We start from the raw sequence: 17749 nt of genomic DNA on the forward strand, positions 1-17749 counted from the left end.
GGCCTGCCGGGCCGCCCCGGTTTACACCAGATCGGCGGGCACCAGCCGGAAGGCCCGCCCAAAGCCGCCGTTCAGCACGGCAGAGACCGGGTGCAGCCGCACAAAGGCAAAATCGGCAAAGTCGATGTAGAGTTTTGATTTCGGGTGCCGTGCCAGCCAATGATCGCGCAAGGCGGGGCGATCGGGGGCATCTGGGGCGACAAAGTCCGCCCGGGCCTGCAGCATCAGCCTTGGGTGGGTCAGGGGGTCACCCTTTGCGCCGGGTTCGCCCAGCAACACTGCGCAGGCAGGGTTTGCGCGCAAGCCTGCGGTGTGCGGTGCGAGCGCTGAGATCAGCGTCATCGGCACGCCATCGGGGTCAAGGCCGAAGGCGATGCGGCTGATGCCGGGCGCGGCGGTTTCAGCCTCCAGGTAAGACAGCGCGGCATGGGGCGTGGCCAAAAGGTCGCGCGACAGCGTGCGTCCGGCGTCGTCCACCGGCAGAACGGGATCGGGTCTTGTGGCCATTTTCAGCTCCAACGCAATTGACAGGGTGGGTTGTGAGGCGCTTGCATGCAGCAAGCAAGGGGCCGGACGAAAAAATGAACGACAAGACGATGCAGACCGAGACGGCAGGGCAGACGTCCGAATTCATGCCAAAACTGGTGACGGTGCTGCGCGAGGGCTATACGGGCCGCGATTTGCGTGCCGATGTGCTGGCGGGGCTGACCGTGGCGATTGTTGCCCTGCCGCTGTCGATGGCGATTGCGATTGCCAGCGGGGTGGGGCCGGAGCGGGGGCTTTACACCACAATCATCGGCGGATTTCTGGTCTCGGCGCTTGGTGGCAGCCGGTTTCAGATCGGCGGGCCGGCGGGAGCGTTCATTGTGCTGGTGTCGGCCTGTGTGATGCAGATCGGGATTGAGGGGTTGATTCTGGCGACGTTCTTGTCGGGCCTGTTTCTGATGGTGGCGGGGGCGTTGCGGCTTGGCACTTATATCAAGTTCATTCCCTATCCGGTGACGGTGGGGTTCACTGCGGGGATCGCGGTGATCATTTTTGCCAGCCAGATGAAGGATCTGTTCGGGTTGAACCTTGCAGGGCCGGAGCCTGCCGAGATTGTGCACAAGGTGGGGGCCCTGTGGGCGGCGCGCGGCACGGTGACGCCGGTGGCGTTTGTGGTCGCACTGGCCACCATTGGGCTGATCCTGGGGGTAAAGCGGCTGCGGCCGGGTTGGCCCAATCTGCTGATTGCGATTGTGACGGCGGCAACGGTGGTGGCCGTGATGGGCCTGCCGGTGGAAACGATCGGGTCGCGCTTTGGCGCGTTGCCGCGCTTGCCGCCCATTCCCGCAGTGCCGCAGATCAGCACCGGGGCGGTGATGGCGGCGCTGCCCTATGCGGTCAGTTTCACGCTGCTGGGGGCAATTGAATCGCTGCTGTCGGCGGTGGTGGCCGACGGGATGAGCGGGCGGCAACACCGCAGCAACATCGAACTGGTGGCGCAAGGCGTGGCCAATGTGGGGTCGGCACTGTTTGGCGGGTTTTGTGTGACGGGCACCATTGCGCGCACCGCCACCAACGTGCGCGCGGGCAGCCGGGGGCCGGTGTCTGGCATGCTGCATGCGCTGTTCGTGCTGGGGTTCATGCTGGTCGCGGCGCCACTGGCCGCGTTCATTCCGCTGGCGGCGCTGGCCGGGTTGCTGGCCGTGGTGGCGTGGAACATGGCCGAGAAGGAAGAGTTCTGGGCGCTGGTGAAATCGTCGAAGGGCGATGCGATGGTGGTGATCGTCACCTTCCTGCTGGTGGTGTTCCGCGACCTGACCGAAGGCATTGTAGTGGGCTTTGCGCTGGGCGGGTTGGTGTTCATCCGGCGGATGTCGGATGCGGCGGAGGTCGAGGCCGCGTCTGTGCCCGACCAGCCAGAGCGCGGCGGCGGCGATCGTGACAGGGTGGTGTACCGTCTGCACGGGCCGTATTTCTTTGGGGCGGCGGCGCGGCTTGGGACAGTGCTGGACCGGATCGCCGATTACCCGCGCGCCTTTGTGGTCGATTTCAGCGATGTGCCGTTCATCGATTCCAGCGGTGCCCGGTCGTTCGAGCTGTTGGCGCACAAGGTGGCGCGCAAGGGCGGGCAGCTGTACCTGATCGGTACCCGGCCCGAGGTGCGCCTGACACTGCTTGCGCAGGGGGCGTATGAGCCTTTGGTGCAGTTCGCCGCTGATCTGGACGGTGTCGACGCGGCAGAGGCCGCACGTTAGCGCAAGCATGATTCGTGGGCCGCGCCAGCGATTCGCACGCCCCGCACTCTGTGCAGGCGGGGCGGGGGCGGCCGCACATTTCCCTTGGGTCATCCGGCCCGGGGTGATCACTGGTCCGTGAACAGGCATGCGGTTGAAAAACCTTGTCAAATTTTGGCCACTTTTCGGAAATTTTCACAATTAACAGCAGTTGTGAAAATTTTTTCACAAAAAAATCCATTCAACAAAAGGGGTTACATTAAAATTATCCACGCGTTACACTCCGCTTGGGTTGGAGATGTCTTTGAGGCGGCGTTGTCGCTATCAAGGTACAGGAAGCGGGCATTGGCCTGTCCGCATTGGAGGAAAAGCCACATGTCAGATCAGGGTTCAGCACCGGGCGTCTATCACGCATCCGCTGATTTCATCGCAAATGCGCATATTGATGCAGACGGTTATGCACGGATGTATGAAGCATCTGTCGCAGATCCGGATGCCTTCTGGGCCGAACAGGCGCAGCGCATTGACTGGATCAAGCCTTTCACCAAGGTCAAGAACAGCACCTTTGACTACGGCAATGTGTCGATCAAATGGTTCGAGGACGGCACGCTGAACGTCAGCGCCAGCTGCATTGACCGCCACATGCTGACCCGTGCCGACCAGACCGCCATCATCTGGGAGCCGGACAATCCGGCGACGCCATCGCTGCACATCACCTACCGCCAGCTGCTGGAAAACACCTCGCGCATGGCGAATGTGCTCAAGGCGCAGGGTGTGGGCAAGGGCGACCGGGTGGTGCTGTATCTGCCGATGATCCCGGAAGCGGCCTATGCGATGCTGGCCTGCGCGCGGATCGGGGCCATTCATTCGGTGGTGTTCGCGGGCTTTTCGCCCGATGCTCTGGCCAACCGGATCAACGATTCCGAAGCCAAGGTGGTGATCACCGCCGATTTCGCCCCGCGCGGCGGCAAGAAGACGGCGCTGAAATCCAACACCGACAAGGCACTGTTCGATTGCTCGGACCGGGTGAAATGTCTGGTGGTCAAGCACACCGGCGACCAGACCACCTGGATCGAGGGGCGCGACGTGGATGTGAAGGCCGAGATGGCCGCCGCCAAGCCCTATTGCGCCTATGTCGAGGTGGGTGCCGAAGACCCGCTGTTCATCCTGTACACATCAGGCTCGACCGGGCGGCCCAAGGGGGTGGTGCACACCTCGGGCGGCTATCTGGTCTATGCGGCGATGACGCATCAGTACACCTTCGATTACCATGACGGCGATGTGTTCTGGTGCACCGCCGATGTGGGCTGGGTGACCGGGCACAGCTATATCATCTATGGTCCGCTGGCGAATGGCGCGACCACGATCATGTTCGAGGGCGTGCCGACATTCCCCGATGCCGGGCGGTTCTGGGAGGTCTGTGCCAAGCACAAGGTCACCCAGTTCTACACCGCGCCGACCGCGATCCGCAGCCTGATGGGCATGGGCACCGACTGGGTGGAAAAGCACGATCTGTCTTCGCTCAAGCTGCTGGGCACCGTGGGCGAGCCGATCAACCCAGAAGCGTGGAACTGGTACAACACCCATGTCGGCAAAGGGAAGTGCCCGATTGTCGATACGTTCTGGCAGACCGAAACCGGCGGCCATCTGATCACGCCGCTGCCGGGGGCCATCGGGCAGAAGCCGGGGGCGGCGACCAAGCCGTTCTTTGGCATCAAGCCGCTGGTGCTGGACCCCGCCAATGCCGAGGTACAGACAGAGACGGCTGCCGTGGGGGTCTTGTGCATCACCGACAGCTGGCCGGGCATGATGCGCACCCTGTGGGGCGATCACGCGCGGTTTGAAGAGGCGTATTTCAGCCAGTACCGGGGGTACTATTTCACCGGCGACGGTTGCCGCCGGGACGAGGATGGCGACTACTGGATCACCGGGCGAGTCGATGACGTGATCAACGTCAGCGGCCACCGGATGGGCACCGCGGAAGTGGAATCGGCGCTGGTGGCGCATGAAGCGGTGGCCGAGGCGGCGGTGGTGGGCTACCCGCATGACATCAAGGGGCAGGGCATCTATGCCTATGTCACGCTGATGAACGGGGTCGATCCGACCGATGCCCTGCGCAAGGAGCTGGAGGTCTGGGTCCGCACCGAGATTGGCCCGATTGCCAAGCCCGATCTGATCCAATGGGCACCGGGCCTGCCGAAGACGCGGTCGGGCAAGATCATGCGCCGTATCCTGCGCAAGATTGCCGAGAACGATTTCGCAGCCCTTGGCGATACCAGCACGCTGGCCGATCCTTCGGTGGTCGATGATCTGATCGACAACCGGATGAACCGGGGCTGAGGGGGCATGCGCGACATGACAACCCCGACCGTTCTGATCCTGCTTGGGCCCCCGGGCGCGGGCAAAGGCACGCAGGCCCGCATTCTGGAAGAGGACTTCGGTCTGGTGCAGCTGTCGACCGGCGATCTGTTGCGTTCAGCCGTTGCCTCGGGCAGTGCCGCGGGCCAGCAGGCCCGCGCGGTGATGGAGGCAGGCGGGCTGGTCAGTGACGAGATCGTTCTGGCCATCCTGAAAGACCGGATGAACCAGCCGGATGTGGCAAAGGGCATCATCCTCGACGGCTTTCCGCGCACCGACCGGCAGGCCGCCGATCTGGACGCGTTGCTGGCGACATCGGGTCAGCGTGTCAACGCCGCCATCAGCCTTGAGGTCGATGACGAGGCGATGGTGGGCCGTGTTGCGGGCCGTTACACCTGCGGCGGCTGCGGCGAAGGCTATCACGATACATTCAAACAGCCCGCGACAGCGGGCGTTTGCGACAAATGTGGCGGCACGGCGTTCAAGCGCCGGGCTGACGACAACGCCGAAACTGTGCGGGAACGGCTGAAAGCCTACCACGCGCAGACGGCACCGCTGATCACCTATTACGAGGGCAAAGGCGTTCTGCAACGGATCGACGCGATGGGTGACATCGCGGCCATCCGGCAGACACTGGGCGGCATCGTGGCAGGTGTGTCAGCGCATTAAGGGGGGCTTGCATCCCGGACGGGGTGCGGGTGTGGAGAAAAAACTCAGGGAGTAGCTTTCATGGCGGACAAATCTTCGTCCAGCGCCTATTGGGCAGCAAACCTGCGGGTGATTTATATTTCGCTCGCAATCTGGTTCATCTGCTCGTTCGGCATTGGCATCCTGCTGCGGCCAGCCCTTTCGGGCATTTCGATCGGCGGCGCCGACCTTGGTTTCTGGTTCGCCCAGAACGGGTCGATCTACGTGTTCCTCGTGTTGATTTTTGTCTATGCGGCAAAAATGAACAAGATCGACCGCGACCACGGCGTAGAAGAATAAGGGGGGGCAAATGGATCAGTTTACTCTCAACCTTATCGTCATCGGCCTGTCGTTCTGCCTTTATTTCGGGATCGCCTTCTGGGCTCGCGCCGGAACAACCGCAGAATTCTATGCGGCTGGCCAGGGCGTTGGCCCCGTGGTCAACGGCATGGCAACGGCGGCTGACTGGATGTCGGCGGCATCGTTCATTTCGATGGCCGGTCTGATCGCCTTTGGCGGCTACAACAACTCGGTCTTCCTGATGGGCTGGACCGGCGGCTATGTGCTGCTGGCGCTTCTTCTTGCCCCTTATCTGCGCAAATTCGGCAAGTTCACCGTGCCGGAATTCGTGGGCGACCGCTTCTACTCGACGTCGGCCCGCATGGTTGCCGTGATCTGCCTTCTGGTGATCTCGATCACCTATGTGATCGGGCAGATGGTTGGCGTGGGCGTGACCTTTGCCCGCTTTCTGGAAGTGTCGACCACAACCGGCCTTCTGATCGGTTCGGCAGTGGTGTTCGCTTATGCCGTGTTCGGCGGCATGAAGGGCATCACCTACACGCAGGTGGCGCAGTATGTGGTGCTGATCTCGGCCTATACGGTTCCGGCGATCTTTATCTCGCTCAGCCTGACCGGCAACTTCGTGCCGCAGCTTGGCCTGATCGGCGGCTATGCCCCAACCGGTGGCGATACGTATTTCCTGGACAAGCTTGACCAGGTTGTGACGGATCTCGGCTTTGCCGCCTATACTGCAGACACGACGAACATGCTCAACATGTTCCTTGTGACCATGTCGCTGATGATCGGCACCGCGGGTCTGCCGCATGTGATCATCCGCTTCTTTACCGTGGCCAAAGTGTCCGATGCCCGCATCTCCGCTGGCTGGGCGCTGGTGTTCATCGCGCTGCTTTACACGGTTGCTCCGGCAGTCGGGTCGATGGCGCGTCTGAACATCACCACCACCTTCTGGCCTGGCGCTGTTCAGGGCGAAACGTTCAGCCAGCCAGCCCTGTCGATCGCTGAAATCGACAGCAATCCTGATCTGGCCTGGATCCGGAACTGGGAAAAGACCGGACTGCTGTCGTTCTCTGACCGCAACGGGGATGGCCTGATCCAGTACTTCAATGAGCCTGCACCTGTGGCTGCCGCCAACAAGGCCGTGACAGATGCAAATGCCGCCCTGACCGCCGCTGCCGCCGATGCCGACAAGGCACCGCTGGAAGCTGCTGTTGCCGCCGCCATCACCGCGCGCGACGCGGTTCTGGCCGAGACCATGCTGGGTGGCCGTTCCTTGGCTGAACAGGGCTTTGTCGGCAACGAACTGACAACCGTCAACAACGACATCATGGTTCTTGCGAACCCTGAAATCGCGGCTCTGCCGGGTTGGGTGATTGCCCTTGTGGCTGCAGGCGGTCTTGCTGCCGCGCTGTCCACCGCTGCGGGCCTGCTGCTGGCCATTTCTTCGGCCATCAGCCACGACCTGATCAAGGGCGCCCTGCGTCCGGACATCAGCGAAAAGGGCGAGCTGCTGGCAGCCCGCATCTCGATGGCCTTTGCCATCGTGCTGGCGACCTGGCTTGGTCTGAACCCGCCCGGCTTTGCCGCGCAGGTGGTGGCACTGGCCTTCGGTCTGGCGGCTGCCACGATCTTCCCGGTGCTGATGATGGGGATCTTCTCGACCTTTGTGACCAAAGAGGGTGCGATTGTGGGCATGCTGGTCGGTCTGGTTTCGACCGCCCTGTATATCTTCATCTACCTTGGGTTCTTCTTCGTGCCCGGCACCAACTGGTTGCCGAACACGCCGGCGGCACATTGGATGGGAATCTCTCCGGCGGCGTTTGGTCCAATTGGCGCCCTTCTGAACTTCGTGACCGCCTATCTGGTTTCGATGATGACGAAAGCCCCGCCACAGGACGTGCAGGATCTGATCCAGTCGATCCGTGTGCCGAAAGGTGCAGGCGCGGCGCAGGCCCACTAAGCCAATCGCACGCGCCCCCGGGTCATCCGGGGGCGCGTGCCCTAACAGGGGCAACAGTCATGGACCACCCGATCGAGGCGATCATCGGCTTTCTGCAATCGGTCCACCCTTACGATACCCTGCCGCAGGACGAGTTGGCGCGTGTCGCCACTTCCTTCAGCCGCAGAGAATATGCCGCCGGCGAAGAGGTGTATCACTCTGGCGAACCGCTTCGCGGCCTTTACCTGATCAAGCGCGGCTCGGTCGAGGTGCAGGAACCTTCGGGTCAGGTGATCTCGCTGCTTGGCCCCCGCAACAGCTTTGGCGAACGGGGTCTGGCGCGCGACGGGCTGGCGGTGACATCTGCACGGGTGACCGAGGAGTCCGTGCTGCTGCTGCTGCCGGTGCCGGAATTTCGCTGGCTGATTGCGACCTTCCCCGCCTTTGAACGCTTTTTCAGCCGCGGACGCGGGCATGACACGCGCGGTGCCGATCTGACCACGCAAAAGGTCGGCGATCTGATGGCGCGCAAGCCGGTGGTCGTCGGCCCGCACGAAACGGTCCGGGCGGCGGCGCGGCTGATGCGCGATGCCAGGGTGTCCTCGCTGGGCGTGGTCGAGGACGGGCGCTTTCTGGGCATTGTCACCACGCGCGACATGACAAACCGGGTGCTGGCCGATGGGCTTGACCCGTCAACCGGGGTGGCCGAGGTGATGACGCCGGACCCGATCAGCCTGCGGCCCGAGTCGCTGGGGTCGGATATTTTGCACATCATGCTGGAACACCGGATCGGGCATCTGCCGGTGGTCGAGGGCAACACATTGGTGGGCATGATCACCCAGACCGACCTGACCCGGTTTCAGGCCGTCAGCTCGGCGCAGCTGGTGCGCGATGCCGCCACTGCCGATTCGGTGGCCGAGATGGCGGCGGTCACCGCCCGCATCCCGCGCCTGCTGGTGCAGTTGGTGGGCGGCCACAACGCGCATGAGGTGGTGACCCGCCTGATCACCGACATCGCCGATACCGTCACCCGCCGCCTGCTGGCGATGGCCGAGGCACAGCTTGGCCCTGCGCCGGTGCCTTACCTCTGGCTTGCCTGCGGAAGCCAGGGACGGCAGGAACAGACCGGGGTGTCGGATCAGGACAACTGCCTGATGATCGACGACGGCGCAACCGATGACGACATGGCGTATTTCCAGGCCCTGGCAAAGATCGTGTCCGACGGGCTGGATGCCTGCGGCTATGTCTATTGCCCCGGTGACATGATGGCGACCAACCCGCAATGGTGCCAAAGGGTGGGGGTCTGGCGCAGCTATTTCCGCAAATGGGTGCAGACCCCGGACCCGATGGCGCAGATGCTGGCAAGCGTGATGTTCGACCTGCGCCCGATTGGCGGGCAGGCCAGCCTGTTCAGGGATCTGCAGCAGGAAACGCTGGAAATGGCGTCGCGGAATTCCATTTTCGTCGCCCATATGATCAGCAATAGCCTGAAGCACACGCCCCCCCTTGGCCTGTTGCGCGGCTTTGCCACCATCCGCTCGGGCGATTACAAGAACCATATCGACATGAAGCTGAACGGGGTGGTGCCGGTGGTGGACCTTGGCCGCATCTATGCGCTGATCGGCCAACTGGAACCGGTGAACACCCGCGCCCGGCTGGAGGCTGCGGAAGGCGCGGGGGTGATCAGCGTGTCTGGCGCCCGCGATCTGATGGAGGCCTATGACCTGATCGCACAGACCCGGCTGGAAAGTCAGGCCCGGCTGGTGCGCTCAGGGCGCAAGCCCGACAACTTCCTGGCCCCGTCGGATATGTCCGATTTCGAACGAAGCCACCTGCGCGACGCTTTCGTCGTGGTGCGCACCATGCAATCAGCCGTGGGACAAACCCGCGGCGCCCGGAGTTGATGAATGGCCTTTGAACTTCTTGCCGCCCTGATCGCAGCTGTCGCCTTTGGTGCCATGGTGCATCTGCTTCGCCGGGTGACCGGGTCGATCCTGCCCAGATGGACGGTGATGGCCGCGGCCGCCGCCGGCCTGATCGGCACGACGATCTGGCTGGAATACGACTGGTTCAACCGCGTCAGCGCCGAATTGCCCGACGGGGTCCGGGTGGTGTGGCATGCCGAAGAGGTCATGGCCCTGCGGCCCTGGACCATGATCACGCCGATCACCACCCGCTTTGTCGCGATGGACACGCGCGACATCGCCCAGCACCCAAACAACGCCGATCTGCGGATGGCCAAGCTGTTCAACTTTGCCCGCTGGCAGCCGATGACCGATGCGCTGATGGTTTTTGATTGTGCGCAACGCAGGCAGGTTCTGGTGGCGGAAGGTGTCGCGATTTCAGCTGACGGCAGTCTGCAAGGGGCGGAATGGGTCAGCGCAACGGATGGGGACGGTTTTCAAGCAGCGGCCTGCGCGGCCGCCTGAGGAGGGACTGTGATGACGGCCGAAGGGGGGAGACGGCACCGCGTCCTCGTGGTCGAGGATGAGGACAATATTGCCATTGCGCTGGATTATCTGATGACCCGCGAAGGCTATGACCATGACCGCATCGCCAACGGGGCCGATGCCTTGTCGCGCATCCGCCACACGCACCCCGATCTGGTGCTGCTGGATGTGATGCTGCCAGAGGTGTCGGGGTATGAAATCTGTCAGGGCGTCCGGCAGGACCCAAGCCTTGATCATGTGAAAATCCTGATGATGACTGCGCGCGGATCGGCAATTGAACGGCGCAAGGGGCTGGCGCTGGGGGCGGACGGGTTCATCTCGAAGCCCTTCGAGCTGAAGGAATTGCGCGACGAGGTGCGCCGTCTTCTGATTGCGGAGGGCTAGGGGTGCTGCTGAGGCTGTCGCTGCGGTTGCGGATCTTTCTGCTGTTTGCAGCGCTGGCAGCGGCTGCGATGGGGGCCGTCACGGCCGGGCTATGGCTGGGGTATCAGCGTCTGGGTGACCCCCAGACGCTGAATGCCTTTGTGCAGGGCGGCGTTATCGCCGGTTTTGTCATTCTGGGGGTGGTGGCCTGGGTCTGGTATCTGTTCGATGTGAACGTGGCGCGTCCCATAGACGCGCTGGCCGGGGCGTTGCGGGCGCGGGCGCATGCCGATGTGACCGGCGGCATTGACGGAAAAATCGCGAGCTACCTGGGGGATCTTGCCCCCGCCGCGACGGCGGCTGCGGCATCTCTGTCCGAAACCCGCAATGCCCTGGCCGAAGCGGTGGCGCGCGAAACCACCCGGCTGACGGTTGAAAAATCGCGGCTGGAGGCCCTGTTGTCTGACGTCGATGCCGGGGTGATCCTGTGCTCGGGTGATCACACGCTGGCGTTCTACAACGGGCAGGCGGTTGATCTGATGGGGGCGGGCATGGCCGCGCCGGGGCTGGACCGCCGCCTGTTCGACTACCTGCGTGAAGGCCCGATTCTGCTGGCCCACGCGCGCCTGATTGCCACCGGCGACCGCGACGCCGCGTCAGACCTGCTGTGTGCGACGCTGACGGGAAGCAGGGTCCTGTCGGCCCGGATGCGGCTGATGGCGGCAGATAACGGCTCTGTGCCCGGCTATGTGCTGACCCTGCGCGACGTGACCGCCGACCACGCCACCCACACCCGGCGCGAGGCGTTGCTGGCCGAAGTGTTTGACCGCGTGCGCCGCCCTGCCGCCAATCTGAGCACGCTGATGGCGGCCATTCCCGAGGGTGCTGCCGCCCCCGGCAAGCTGGACACAGCCTTGCGCGAAGAGGTGGCGGCCCTGGCCGCCGCCGTCACCGACCTGAGCCAGCGGCATGACGCAGGCCGGGAAGGCTGGTCGCTGACCATGACCCGCGCATCCGACCTGCTGGACGGTCTGCGCGCCCGCATGGAGGGCGAGGGTCTTGCCGCCGAGACCACGGCAGATGCCATGCTGCTGGGCTGCAACGGGTTTGAGGTGATCGCGCTGCTGGCGGGCCTGACCGAGGCCATGGCGCGCGAGGGCATCGCGCGCAGCTTCCGGCTGCAGATCGAGGAAGAAGGCACCGGCGCGCTGATCCGGCTGGTCTGGCAAGGGGCCGCGCTGCCGGTGGCGCGCTTGGAGCACTGGCTGGATGCGCCGCTGGAGCCGGGCATCACCTCGGCACCGCGCCGGTCTGTGCTGGCCACGCATGGCACCGACATCTGGCCCGAGGCGGTCGGGATGGGCGCGCACAGTCTGTGCATGCCGATCCCGCAGGCCCGCCGCGTGGTGCGCCGCCCGGCCCCGATTGCGCGGCCTGTGGTTTATGACTTCGATCTTTTGTCCAAGGCACGCAGCGCCGCAGTTCAGGATGCGCGGCTGCTGGACCTGACCTATGTGGTGTTCGACACCGAAACCACCGGGCTGTTGCCGGGGCAGGGTGACGAGATCGTGCAGATCGCCGCCGTGCGGATCGTCAATGGCCGTCGGGTCGAAGGCGAGGTGTTCAACACGCTGGTCAACCCGCGCCGCCCGATCCCGCTGAGTTCGACCGAGGTGCATGGCATCACCGACGCCATGGTGCAGGATGCGCCCCATGTCGAAGAGATCGCCATCCGCTTCCACAAATTTGCCGAAGGTGCGGTGCTGGTGGCGCATAATGCACCGTTTGACATGGCCTTCCTGCGCCGGCTTGAGCCCGCAATCGGCTTGCAGTTCGACAACCCGGTGTTCGACACCGTCCTGCTGTCCGCCGTGGTATATGGCCAGCACGAGGTGCACAGCCTGGACGCGCTGTCGCACCGGCTAGGCATCACCATTCCCGAAGAGGCGCGGCACACGGCCATTGGCGACACCATTGCCACGGCCGAGGCGTTCCTGAAACTGTTGCCGATGGTGCAGGGCCGTGGTTTTGCCACCTTTGGCGCGGTTCTGTCGGAAGTGCGCCGCCACGGGCGGTTGCTGAAGGATTTGAACTGAGCGCAAACAAAAAGCCGCCCGAGGGCGGCTTTGTTGAAGTGGTGGAGCCACGCGGGATCGAACCGCGGACCTCTTGAATGCCATTCAAGCGCTCTCCCATCTGAGCTATGACCCCACCGGGTACCCAAGCGTTTCCGCTTCGATGGCCGGTATTTAGGCGAGGGCGTGGGGGGGTGCAAGTGGTTTTTTGCACCCTGTCCCGCGCCCCCGCAAATTCTCGGGCCGCAGAGTCTCAGGCCTCGTCTTCATCCCCGGCCACATCGGCCAGTTCGTCCAGCGAGACGTTGTCATCTGCGTCATCTTCCAGCAGATCATCGTCCAGATCCGCGTCATCGGTCGCGGTTTCCAGCAGATCGTCATCGGCTTCCAGATCATCGACCAGAACCTCTTCGTCCTTTTCAGGCACGACGCGGGCGATGACCGATGCCGCCATCTTGCGGCGGGCAGATTCGATATCCACGACCTCGCCCGTGTAGGGGCTGACGATCGGGGAGCGGTTCAGGTCATAGAAGCGTTTGCCGGTGGTCGGGCAAATACGCTTCGTACCCCATTCTTCCTTGGGCATGGTGGTTCCCTTAAGGCTGTGGAAATGCAGTGACGGCGTCGCTTGCCACAAGGGCCCGCGTCTGTCAAAGGCTTTTGGCCCCATTGCGGCCATTGTCAAGGTGGCTATGCTGTAACGGCCCTGCAAGAGCGACAAATGCCCCAGCTTCCCGGTTCTCCGCCCGTTGACATCACCCTGCGCCGGTCCGCCCGCACGCGGCGGTTTTCCTTGCGGGTGTCACGGCTTGACGGGCGGGTGACCCTGTCGATGCCGCTGCGCGCGCGCGAGTCCGAGGCGTTGCGGTTTGCGGCGGAACAAGAGGGCTGGATCCGTCAGACGCTGGCGCAGATGCCGGGGCGGCGGGTGGTGGGTTTGGGCGATGTGATTCCGGTTGAAGGGCAGATGCGGCTGCTGGTGGCGGGCAGCGGGCGGTCTGTGCGGCTGGAGGGCGATTCGCTTTGCGTGCCGGGTGATCCGGCGCAGGCGGGGGTGCGGGCAGGGGCCTTCCTCAAGCTGATGGCGCGGGACCGTCTGGCCGCCGCCTGCGACCGCCACGCATCGCGCCTTGGCCGACCCTACACCCGGCTGACGCTGCGCGATACGCGGTCGCGCTGGGGGTCTTGTGCGCATGATGGCGCGCTGATGTTTTCCTGGCGGCTGATCATGGCACCGGTGCCGGTGCTGGATTACGTGGCCGCCCATGAGGTTGCGCATCTGGCCCAGATGAACCACTCGCCCGCCTTCTGGGCGGTGGTCGATCAGCTGTTTCCCCGCTGGCAGGTACAGCGCGGCTGGCTGCATGCCGAGGGCCAAGCGCTGCATGGCTATGTCTTTGGCCCGCAAAGCGGGGATTGACCCCGGCGCAAAAGCGGTGCTTGGCTGGGCATCATGCCGATCACACCCCGCCTGACTGACCCGAACGCTGCCGCGCACGAGCGGCTGTACCGCAGCCTGCGCCAACAGGTGATGCATGGCGAGGTGCCGCCTGGTCAGCCGATGACCCTGCGCGGGCTGGCCAAGGACTATGGCGTGTCGATGACCCCGGCGCGCGAAGCGATCCGGCGGCTGGTGGCCGAGGGGGCGCTGACCATATCCAGCTCTGGCCGTGTCTCGACGCCTGAACTGACGCCGGAGCGGATTGAGGAGTTGGCCGCGATCCGTGCTCTGCTGGAACCCGAGATGGCGGCCCGCGCGCTGCCGCGCGCGCATTTCGCGCTGATCGACCGGCTGGCTGCGATCAATGCGTTGAATGCCGAAGCGGTGCAGCGGCAGGATGCGGTTGCCTATGTGCGGACCAATCTGGAATTTCACCGCACACTTTATCTGCGCGCGCAGGCCCCGGCGATGCTGGCGATCTGCGAGACGGTCTGGCTGCAGCTGGGGCCGACGATGCGCGCGCTTTATTCAAGGCTGCGCCGAAAAGAGCCGCCGCAATACCACCGTCTGATCCTCGCCGCCCTGAAAGCGGGCGACGAGCCGGGGTTGCGGCTGGCGGTGCGCACGGATGTGACGCAAGGGTTGCGGCATCTGGCGGGGTAAAGCCCCCGCCAGAAGGGGTCAGGCGTGGATGGCACCGTCGCCGCAGGCGAGGGCAGCTTCGCGCACAGCTTCACTATATGTCGGGTGTGCGTGACACGTCAGCGCCAGATCCTGCGCTGATGCCCCGAATTCCATCGCGACGCAGACCTCGTGGATCAGATCGCCGGCCATGGGGCCGATGATATGCGCGCCCAGAATGCGGTCGGTGTCCTTGTCAGCGAGGATCTTCACAAAGCCTTCGGCCTGGAACACCGCCTTGGCGCGGGCGTTGCCCATGAAGCTGAACTTGCCGACCTTGTAGGCGTGGCCCTTTTCCTTCAACTGCTCTTCCGTCGCCCCGACCGAGGCGACTTCGGGGGTGGTGTAGACCACGCCGGGGATCACGCCGTAGTTCACATGGCCATGCTTTCCGGCCATGATTTCGGCCAGTGCCATGCCTTCATCCTCGGCCTTGTGGGCCAGCATCGGGCCGATGATCGCATCGCCGATGGCGTACAAGCCTTTGATATTGGTGGCGAAATGATCATCGGTCTTGACCTGCCCGCGCGGCAGCATCTCGACCCCCAGCGCCTCCAGCCCCAGACCGTTTACATAGGGTTTGCGCCCGGTGGCGACCAGAACCACATCGGCCTCGATCTCATGCGCCGAGTCGTCCTTGCGCAGCTTGTAGGCAACCTTTGCGCCGGATTTGCCAGCCTCGGCCCCCTGCACGGCGGCGCCCAGAATGAACTTAATGCCTTGTTTCGTCAGGATTTTCTGGAACGCTTTCGCCACCTCGGCATCCATGCCGGGGGTGATGGCATCCAGATATTCCACCACCGTCACCTGCGTGCCAAGGCGGGCGTAGACCGATCCCATTTCCAGCCCGATCACACCCGCACCGATGACCACCATCGACTTGGGCACCGCCCCCAGCGTCAGCGCGCCGGTGGAGGTGACGATAATCTGCTCGTCCACGGTCACACCGGGCAGCGAGGACGGCTCGGAACCCGTTGCAATCACTATGTTTTTTGCGGTGTGAGCCTCGTCACCCACCTTGACCTGACCGGCGGCCGGGATGGTGGCCCAGCCTTTCAGCCAGGTGACCTTGTTCTTTTTGAACAGGAATTCGATGCCCTTGGTGTTGCCGTTGATGACATCATCCTTGTAGGCCAGCATCTTGGCCCAATCGACCGTGGGGTTCGCGCCCATCAGGCCCATTTTCTCAAAGTTTTCATGGACTTCGTGCAGGTGATGCGTGGCGTTCAGCAGCGCCTTGGACGGGATGCAGCCCACGTTCAGACAGGTGCCGCCAAGCGCGCCGCGCCCCTCGACACAGGCCACTTTCAGCCCCAGCTGTGCCGCGCGGATCGCACAGACATAGCCGCCGGGGCCTGCGCCAATGATGATCACGTCAAACTCTGCCACGGTCTTTCCTTTCGGCAATCGCGGGTCTGGCCCGCGTATGGTTCATGTATGGCTGACGTATGGCTTACAGCCCTACGTCAGTGCAGCCACAATCATCGTGATGGTGGCGGCGAAACCGATGCCCCAGACGACCGAGCGCCAGGGGCGCAGGCCAAGGGCATAGGCGGGGATATAGAGGACGCGGGCGGCCAGATAGACCCAGGCGGCGGTCTGCGTGACCGGGGTGGATTGCTGGCCGAGGGTGACGACCACGACGGCGAGGGTGAAGAGGATCAGTCCCTCGAAATGGTTGTTCAGCGCGCGCTGCATCCGGGCGGTGCGGGTGGAGAGCTGGCGCGATGGCGGCTTGTCGCGGGCGGACGAGGTGTAGCCGGTGCCGAGCTCCATATTCGCGGGGACCGCGAAGAAGAGGAACTGCACGGCTTGCAAGAGGCCCGCGAGGGCGAGGACGGTGAGTTCGGGGGTCATGGTGTCAGCACTCCGAAAGGGTGGCGGGGTGAACCCCGCCCTACACACAACGACTCGACCGGGTGTAGGGCGGGGTTCACCCCGCCGCGCATCACAGATCCATCAGCAACCGGCGCGGGTCTTCCAGCGCTTCCTTGACGCGGACGAGGAAGGTCACCGCACCTTTACCGTCCACGATCCGGTGGTCGTAGCTGAGCGCCAGATACATCATCGGGCGGATGACGATCTGGCCGTTCACCACCACGGGGCGGTCCTGAATCTTGTGCATGCCAAGGATGCCCGATTGCGGCGGGTTCAGAATGGGTGACGACATCAGCGAGCCATAGACGCCGCCGTTGGAGATGGTGAACGACCCGCCCTGCATTTCCGCCATGCTCAGCTTGCCGTCGCGGGCGCGCAGACCAAGTTCGGCGATTTTCTTCTCGATCTGGGCAAAGCCCATCTGGTCGGCGTCGCGCACCACCGGAACCACCAGCCCGTTGGGGGTGCCCACGGCCACGCCCATGTGGACGTAATGCTTGTAGATCACATCGCCGCCGTCAATCTCGGCATTGACCTCGGGCACTTCTTTCAGCGCATGGGTGCAGGCTTTGACGAAGAACGACATGAAGCCCAACTTGACGCCGTGCTTTTTTTCGAACGCGTCTTTGTATTCGTTGCGCAGGCCCATGATGCCCGACATGTCCACCTCGTTATAGGTGGTCAGCATGGCGGCGGTGTTCTGCGCGTCTTTCAAACGGCGCGCGATTGTGGCGCGCAGGCGGGTCATCTTGACGCGCTCTTCGCGGCTGGCGTCATCGGTGCTGACCGGGCCGCGCGGCATGGCGGCGGGGGCCGGGGCGGTGGCGGCGGGCGCAGGGGCCTTGGCCACGTCTTCCTTCATCACGCGGCCATCGCGGCCGGAGCCCTGAACCTGATCGCGCGTGAGGCCCGCTTCGGCCATGGCTTTCTTGGCGGACGGCGCATCTTCGACATCCTTGCGCTCGGTCAGCGTCTCTGGCCCGGCACCGGGGGAGTTTACCGCCTCGGCCTTTGCGGCCTTGGGTTCGTCTTTGGTGGCGGGGGCGGCGGCGCCTTCGGTGATGATGCCAAGCCGGGCGTTGGCGGCGACGGTTTCGCCTTCCTGAACCAGAATTTCGGCCAGCACGCCGGAGGCCGGGGCGGGAACCTCTACCGACACCTTGTCGGTTTCAAGCTCGCACAGCATCTCATCCTGCTTCACCACATCGCCGACCTTTTTGAACCAGGTCGAAACGGTGGCCTCGGAGACCGATTCACCAAGGGCGGGAACCATTACGTCAGTCATCTTCGTCTTCCTCCACGCCGCTTGGGGCGTATGTGTCAGGGGCGGGCGGGGCCGGTTGGCGGCCCCGCGGCGGTCA

General features: G+C 63.9%; 16 protein-coding genes and 1 tRNA gene. 11 read left to right on the forward strand and 6 right to left on the reverse strand.

The window, feature by feature from the left end; genetic code table 11:
• Nucleotides 1-21 precede the first annotated feature (21 nt).
• Nucleotides 22-507, reverse strand: a complete 486-nt coding sequence (locus tag EEB11_RS08680; protein ID WP_135430323.1) for a HugZ family pyridoxamine 5'-phosphate oxidase — start codon at nucleotides 505-507, stop codon at nucleotides 22-24.
• A gap of 74 nt (nucleotides 508-581) precedes the next feature.
• On the opposite strand from EEB11_RS08680, the gene EEB11_RS08685 reads away from it, so the two are divergent.
• The 9 genes from EEB11_RS08685 to EEB11_RS08725 all read left to right on the forward strand — a co-directional run bounded on the left by EEB11_RS08685 (nucleotide 582) and on the right by EEB11_RS08725 (nucleotide 12409).
• Entirely contained in the window at nucleotides 582-2240 is a 1659-nt protein-coding gene (locus EEB11_RS08685; protein WP_135430325.1) for a SulP family inorganic anion transporter, read from the forward strand.
• A gap of 354 nt (nucleotides 2241-2594) precedes the next feature.
• On the forward strand, nucleotides 2595-4559 hold the full coding sequence (gene acs, locus EEB11_RS08690) for an acetate--CoA ligase (RefSeq protein ID WP_135430327.1): 1965 nt from the start codon (nucleotides 2595-2597) through the stop codon (nucleotides 4557-4559).
• A gap of 15 nt (nucleotides 4560-4574) precedes the next feature.
• The gene (locus EEB11_RS08695; protein ID WP_167852706.1) at nucleotides 4575-5246 is read left to right on the forward strand and encodes an adenylate kinase; all 672 of its coding nucleotides are present in this window, start codon (nucleotides 4575-4577) and stop codon (nucleotides 5244-5246) included.
• A 60-nt stretch (nucleotides 5247-5306) separates the two neighbouring features.
• A complete protein-coding gene (locus EEB11_RS08700; protein WP_135430331.1) occupies nucleotides 5307-5564 on the forward strand; it encodes a DUF4212 domain-containing protein in 258 nt (85 codons plus the stop codon).
• A 10-nt stretch (nucleotides 5565-5574) separates the two neighbouring features.
• Nucleotides 5575-7521 (forward strand): sodium:solute symporter family protein, encoded by a 1947-nt coding sequence (locus EEB11_RS08705; RefSeq protein ID WP_135430333.1) that lies wholly within the window; start codon nucleotides 5575-5577, stop codon nucleotides 7519-7521.
• Between the two features lie 59 nt (nucleotides 7522-7580).
• Nucleotides 7581-9404, forward strand: a complete 1824-nt coding sequence (locus EEB11_RS08710; RefSeq protein ID WP_135430334.1) for a DUF294 nucleotidyltransferase-like domain-containing protein — start codon at nucleotides 7581-7583, stop codon at nucleotides 9402-9404.
• A gap of 3 nt (nucleotides 9405-9407) precedes the next feature.
• Nucleotides 9408-9929: a hypothetical protein gene (locus EEB11_RS08715; RefSeq protein WP_135430336.1), complete on the forward strand. Its 522-nt coding sequence runs from the start codon at nucleotides 9408-9410 to the stop codon at nucleotides 9927-9929.
• Nucleotides 9930-9941: 12 nt separating this feature from the next.
• Nucleotides 9942-10334 (forward strand): response regulator transcription factor, encoded by a 393-nt coding sequence (locus EEB11_RS08720; RefSeq protein WP_135430338.1) that lies wholly within the window; start codon nucleotides 9942-9944, stop codon nucleotides 10332-10334.
• A gap of 2 nt (nucleotides 10335-10336) precedes the next feature.
• Entirely contained in the window at nucleotides 10337-12409 is a 2073-nt protein-coding gene (locus tag EEB11_RS08725; protein WP_135430340.1) for a 3'-5' exonuclease, read from the forward strand.
• 39 nt (nucleotides 12410-12448) lie between these two features.
• Here EEB11_RS08725 and EEB11_RS08730 read toward each other — a convergent pair.
• Nucleotides 12449-12524 (reverse strand) — tRNA-Ala (locus EEB11_RS08730).
• A gap of 117 nt (nucleotides 12525-12641) precedes the next feature.
• Nucleotides 12642-12974 (reverse strand): TIGR02300 family protein, encoded by a 333-nt coding sequence (locus EEB11_RS08735; protein WP_135430343.1) that lies wholly within the window; start codon nucleotides 12972-12974, stop codon nucleotides 12642-12644.
• Nucleotides 12975-13109: 135 nt separating this feature from the next.
• Between EEB11_RS08735 and EEB11_RS08740 the strand changes: the two genes are divergently transcribed.
• Nucleotides 13110-13808, forward strand: a complete 699-nt coding sequence (locus EEB11_RS08740; RefSeq protein WP_135430346.1) for a M48 family metallopeptidase — start codon at nucleotides 13110-13112, stop codon at nucleotides 13806-13808.
• Nucleotides 13809-13841: 33 nt separating this feature from the next.
• Nucleotides 13842-14492, forward strand: a complete 651-nt coding sequence (locus EEB11_RS08745) for a GntR family transcriptional regulator (RefSeq protein ID WP_118156012.1) — start codon at nucleotides 13842-13844, stop codon at nucleotides 14490-14492.
• A gap of 18 nt (nucleotides 14493-14510) precedes the next feature.
• Here the strand turns inward: EEB11_RS08745 and lpdA are convergent, their stop codons facing one another.
• From lpdA to odhB, 3 genes are all read right to left on the reverse strand, one after another.
• The gene (lpdA, locus tag EEB11_RS08750) at nucleotides 14511-15899 is read right to left on the reverse strand and encodes a dihydrolipoyl dehydrogenase (RefSeq protein ID WP_135430348.1); all 1389 of its coding nucleotides are present in this window, start codon (nucleotides 15897-15899) and stop codon (nucleotides 14511-14513) included.
• A 72-nt stretch (nucleotides 15900-15971) separates the two neighbouring features.
• On the reverse strand, nucleotides 15972-16367 hold the full coding sequence (locus EEB11_RS08755; protein ID WP_135430350.1) for an MAPEG family protein: 396 nt from the start codon (nucleotides 16365-16367) through the stop codon (nucleotides 15972-15974).
• 91 nt (nucleotides 16368-16458) lie between these two features.
• Nucleotides 16459-17673: a 2-oxoglutarate dehydrogenase complex dihydrolipoyllysine-residue succinyltransferase gene (gene odhB / locus EEB11_RS08760; RefSeq protein WP_245298834.1), complete on the reverse strand. Its 1215-nt coding sequence runs from the start codon at nucleotides 17671-17673 to the stop codon at nucleotides 16459-16461.
• Nucleotides 17674-17749 lie beyond the last annotated feature (76 nt).

The sequence above is a fragment of the Pseudotabrizicola sediminis genome (assembly GCF_004745575.1).
GTDB classification, from domain to species: domain Bacteria; phylum Pseudomonadota; class Alphaproteobacteria; order Rhodobacterales; family Rhodobacteraceae; genus Pseudotabrizicola; species Pseudotabrizicola sediminis.

What these genes read in the sequence shown, in the direction of transcription:
- EEB11_RS08715 (WP_135430336.1), top strand. Translation starts at nt 9,408, where the DNA reads ATGGCCTTTGAACTTCTTGCCGCCCTGATCGCAGCTGTCGCCTTTGGT.
- EEB11_RS08735 (WP_135430343.1), bottom strand. Translation starts at nt 12,974, where the DNA reads ATGCCCAAGGAAGAATGGGGTACGAAGCGTATTTGCCCGACCACCGGC.
- EEB11_RS08755 (WP_135430350.1), bottom strand. Translation starts at nt 16,367, where the DNA reads ATGACCCCCGAACTCACCGTCCTCGCCCTCGCGGGCCTCTTGCAAGCC.
- acs (WP_135430327.1), top strand. Translation starts at nt 2,595, where the DNA reads ATGTCAGATCAGGGTTCAGCACCGGGCGTCTATCACGCATCCGCTGAT.
- EEB11_RS08685 (WP_135430325.1), top strand. Translation starts at nt 582, where the DNA reads ATGAACGACAAGACGATGCAGACCGAGACGGCAGGGCAGACGTCCGAA.
- odhB (WP_245298834.1), bottom strand. Translation starts at nt 17,673, where the DNA reads ATGACTGACGTAATGGTTCCCGCCCTTGGTGAATCGGTCTCCGAGGCC.
- EEB11_RS08695 (WP_167852706.1), top strand. Translation starts at nt 4,575, where the DNA reads ATGACAACCCCGACCGTTCTGATCCTGCTTGGGCCCCCGGGCGCGGGC.
- EEB11_RS08705 (WP_135430333.1), top strand. Translation starts at nt 5,575, where the DNA reads ATGGATCAGTTTACTCTCAACCTTATCGTCATCGGCCTGTCGTTCTGC.
- EEB11_RS08720 (WP_135430338.1), top strand. Translation starts at nt 9,942, where the DNA reads ATGACGGCCGAAGGGGGGAGACGGCACCGCGTCCTCGTGGTCGAGGAT.
- EEB11_RS08740 (WP_135430346.1), top strand. Translation starts at nt 13,110, where the DNA reads ATGCCCCAGCTTCCCGGTTCTCCGCCCGTTGACATCACCCTGCGCCGG.
- EEB11_RS08700 (WP_135430331.1), top strand. Translation starts at nt 5,307, where the DNA reads ATGGCGGACAAATCTTCGTCCAGCGCCTATTGGGCAGCAAACCTGCGG.
- EEB11_RS08680 (WP_135430323.1), bottom strand. Translation starts at nt 507, where the DNA reads ATGGCCACAAGACCCGATCCCGTTCTGCCGGTGGACGACGCCGGACGC.
- EEB11_RS08710 (WP_135430334.1), top strand. Translation starts at nt 7,581, where the DNA reads ATGGACCACCCGATCGAGGCGATCATCGGCTTTCTGCAATCGGTCCAC.
- EEB11_RS08745 (WP_118156012.1), top strand. Translation starts at nt 13,842, where the DNA reads ATGCCGATCACACCCCGCCTGACTGACCCGAACGCTGCCGCGCACGAG.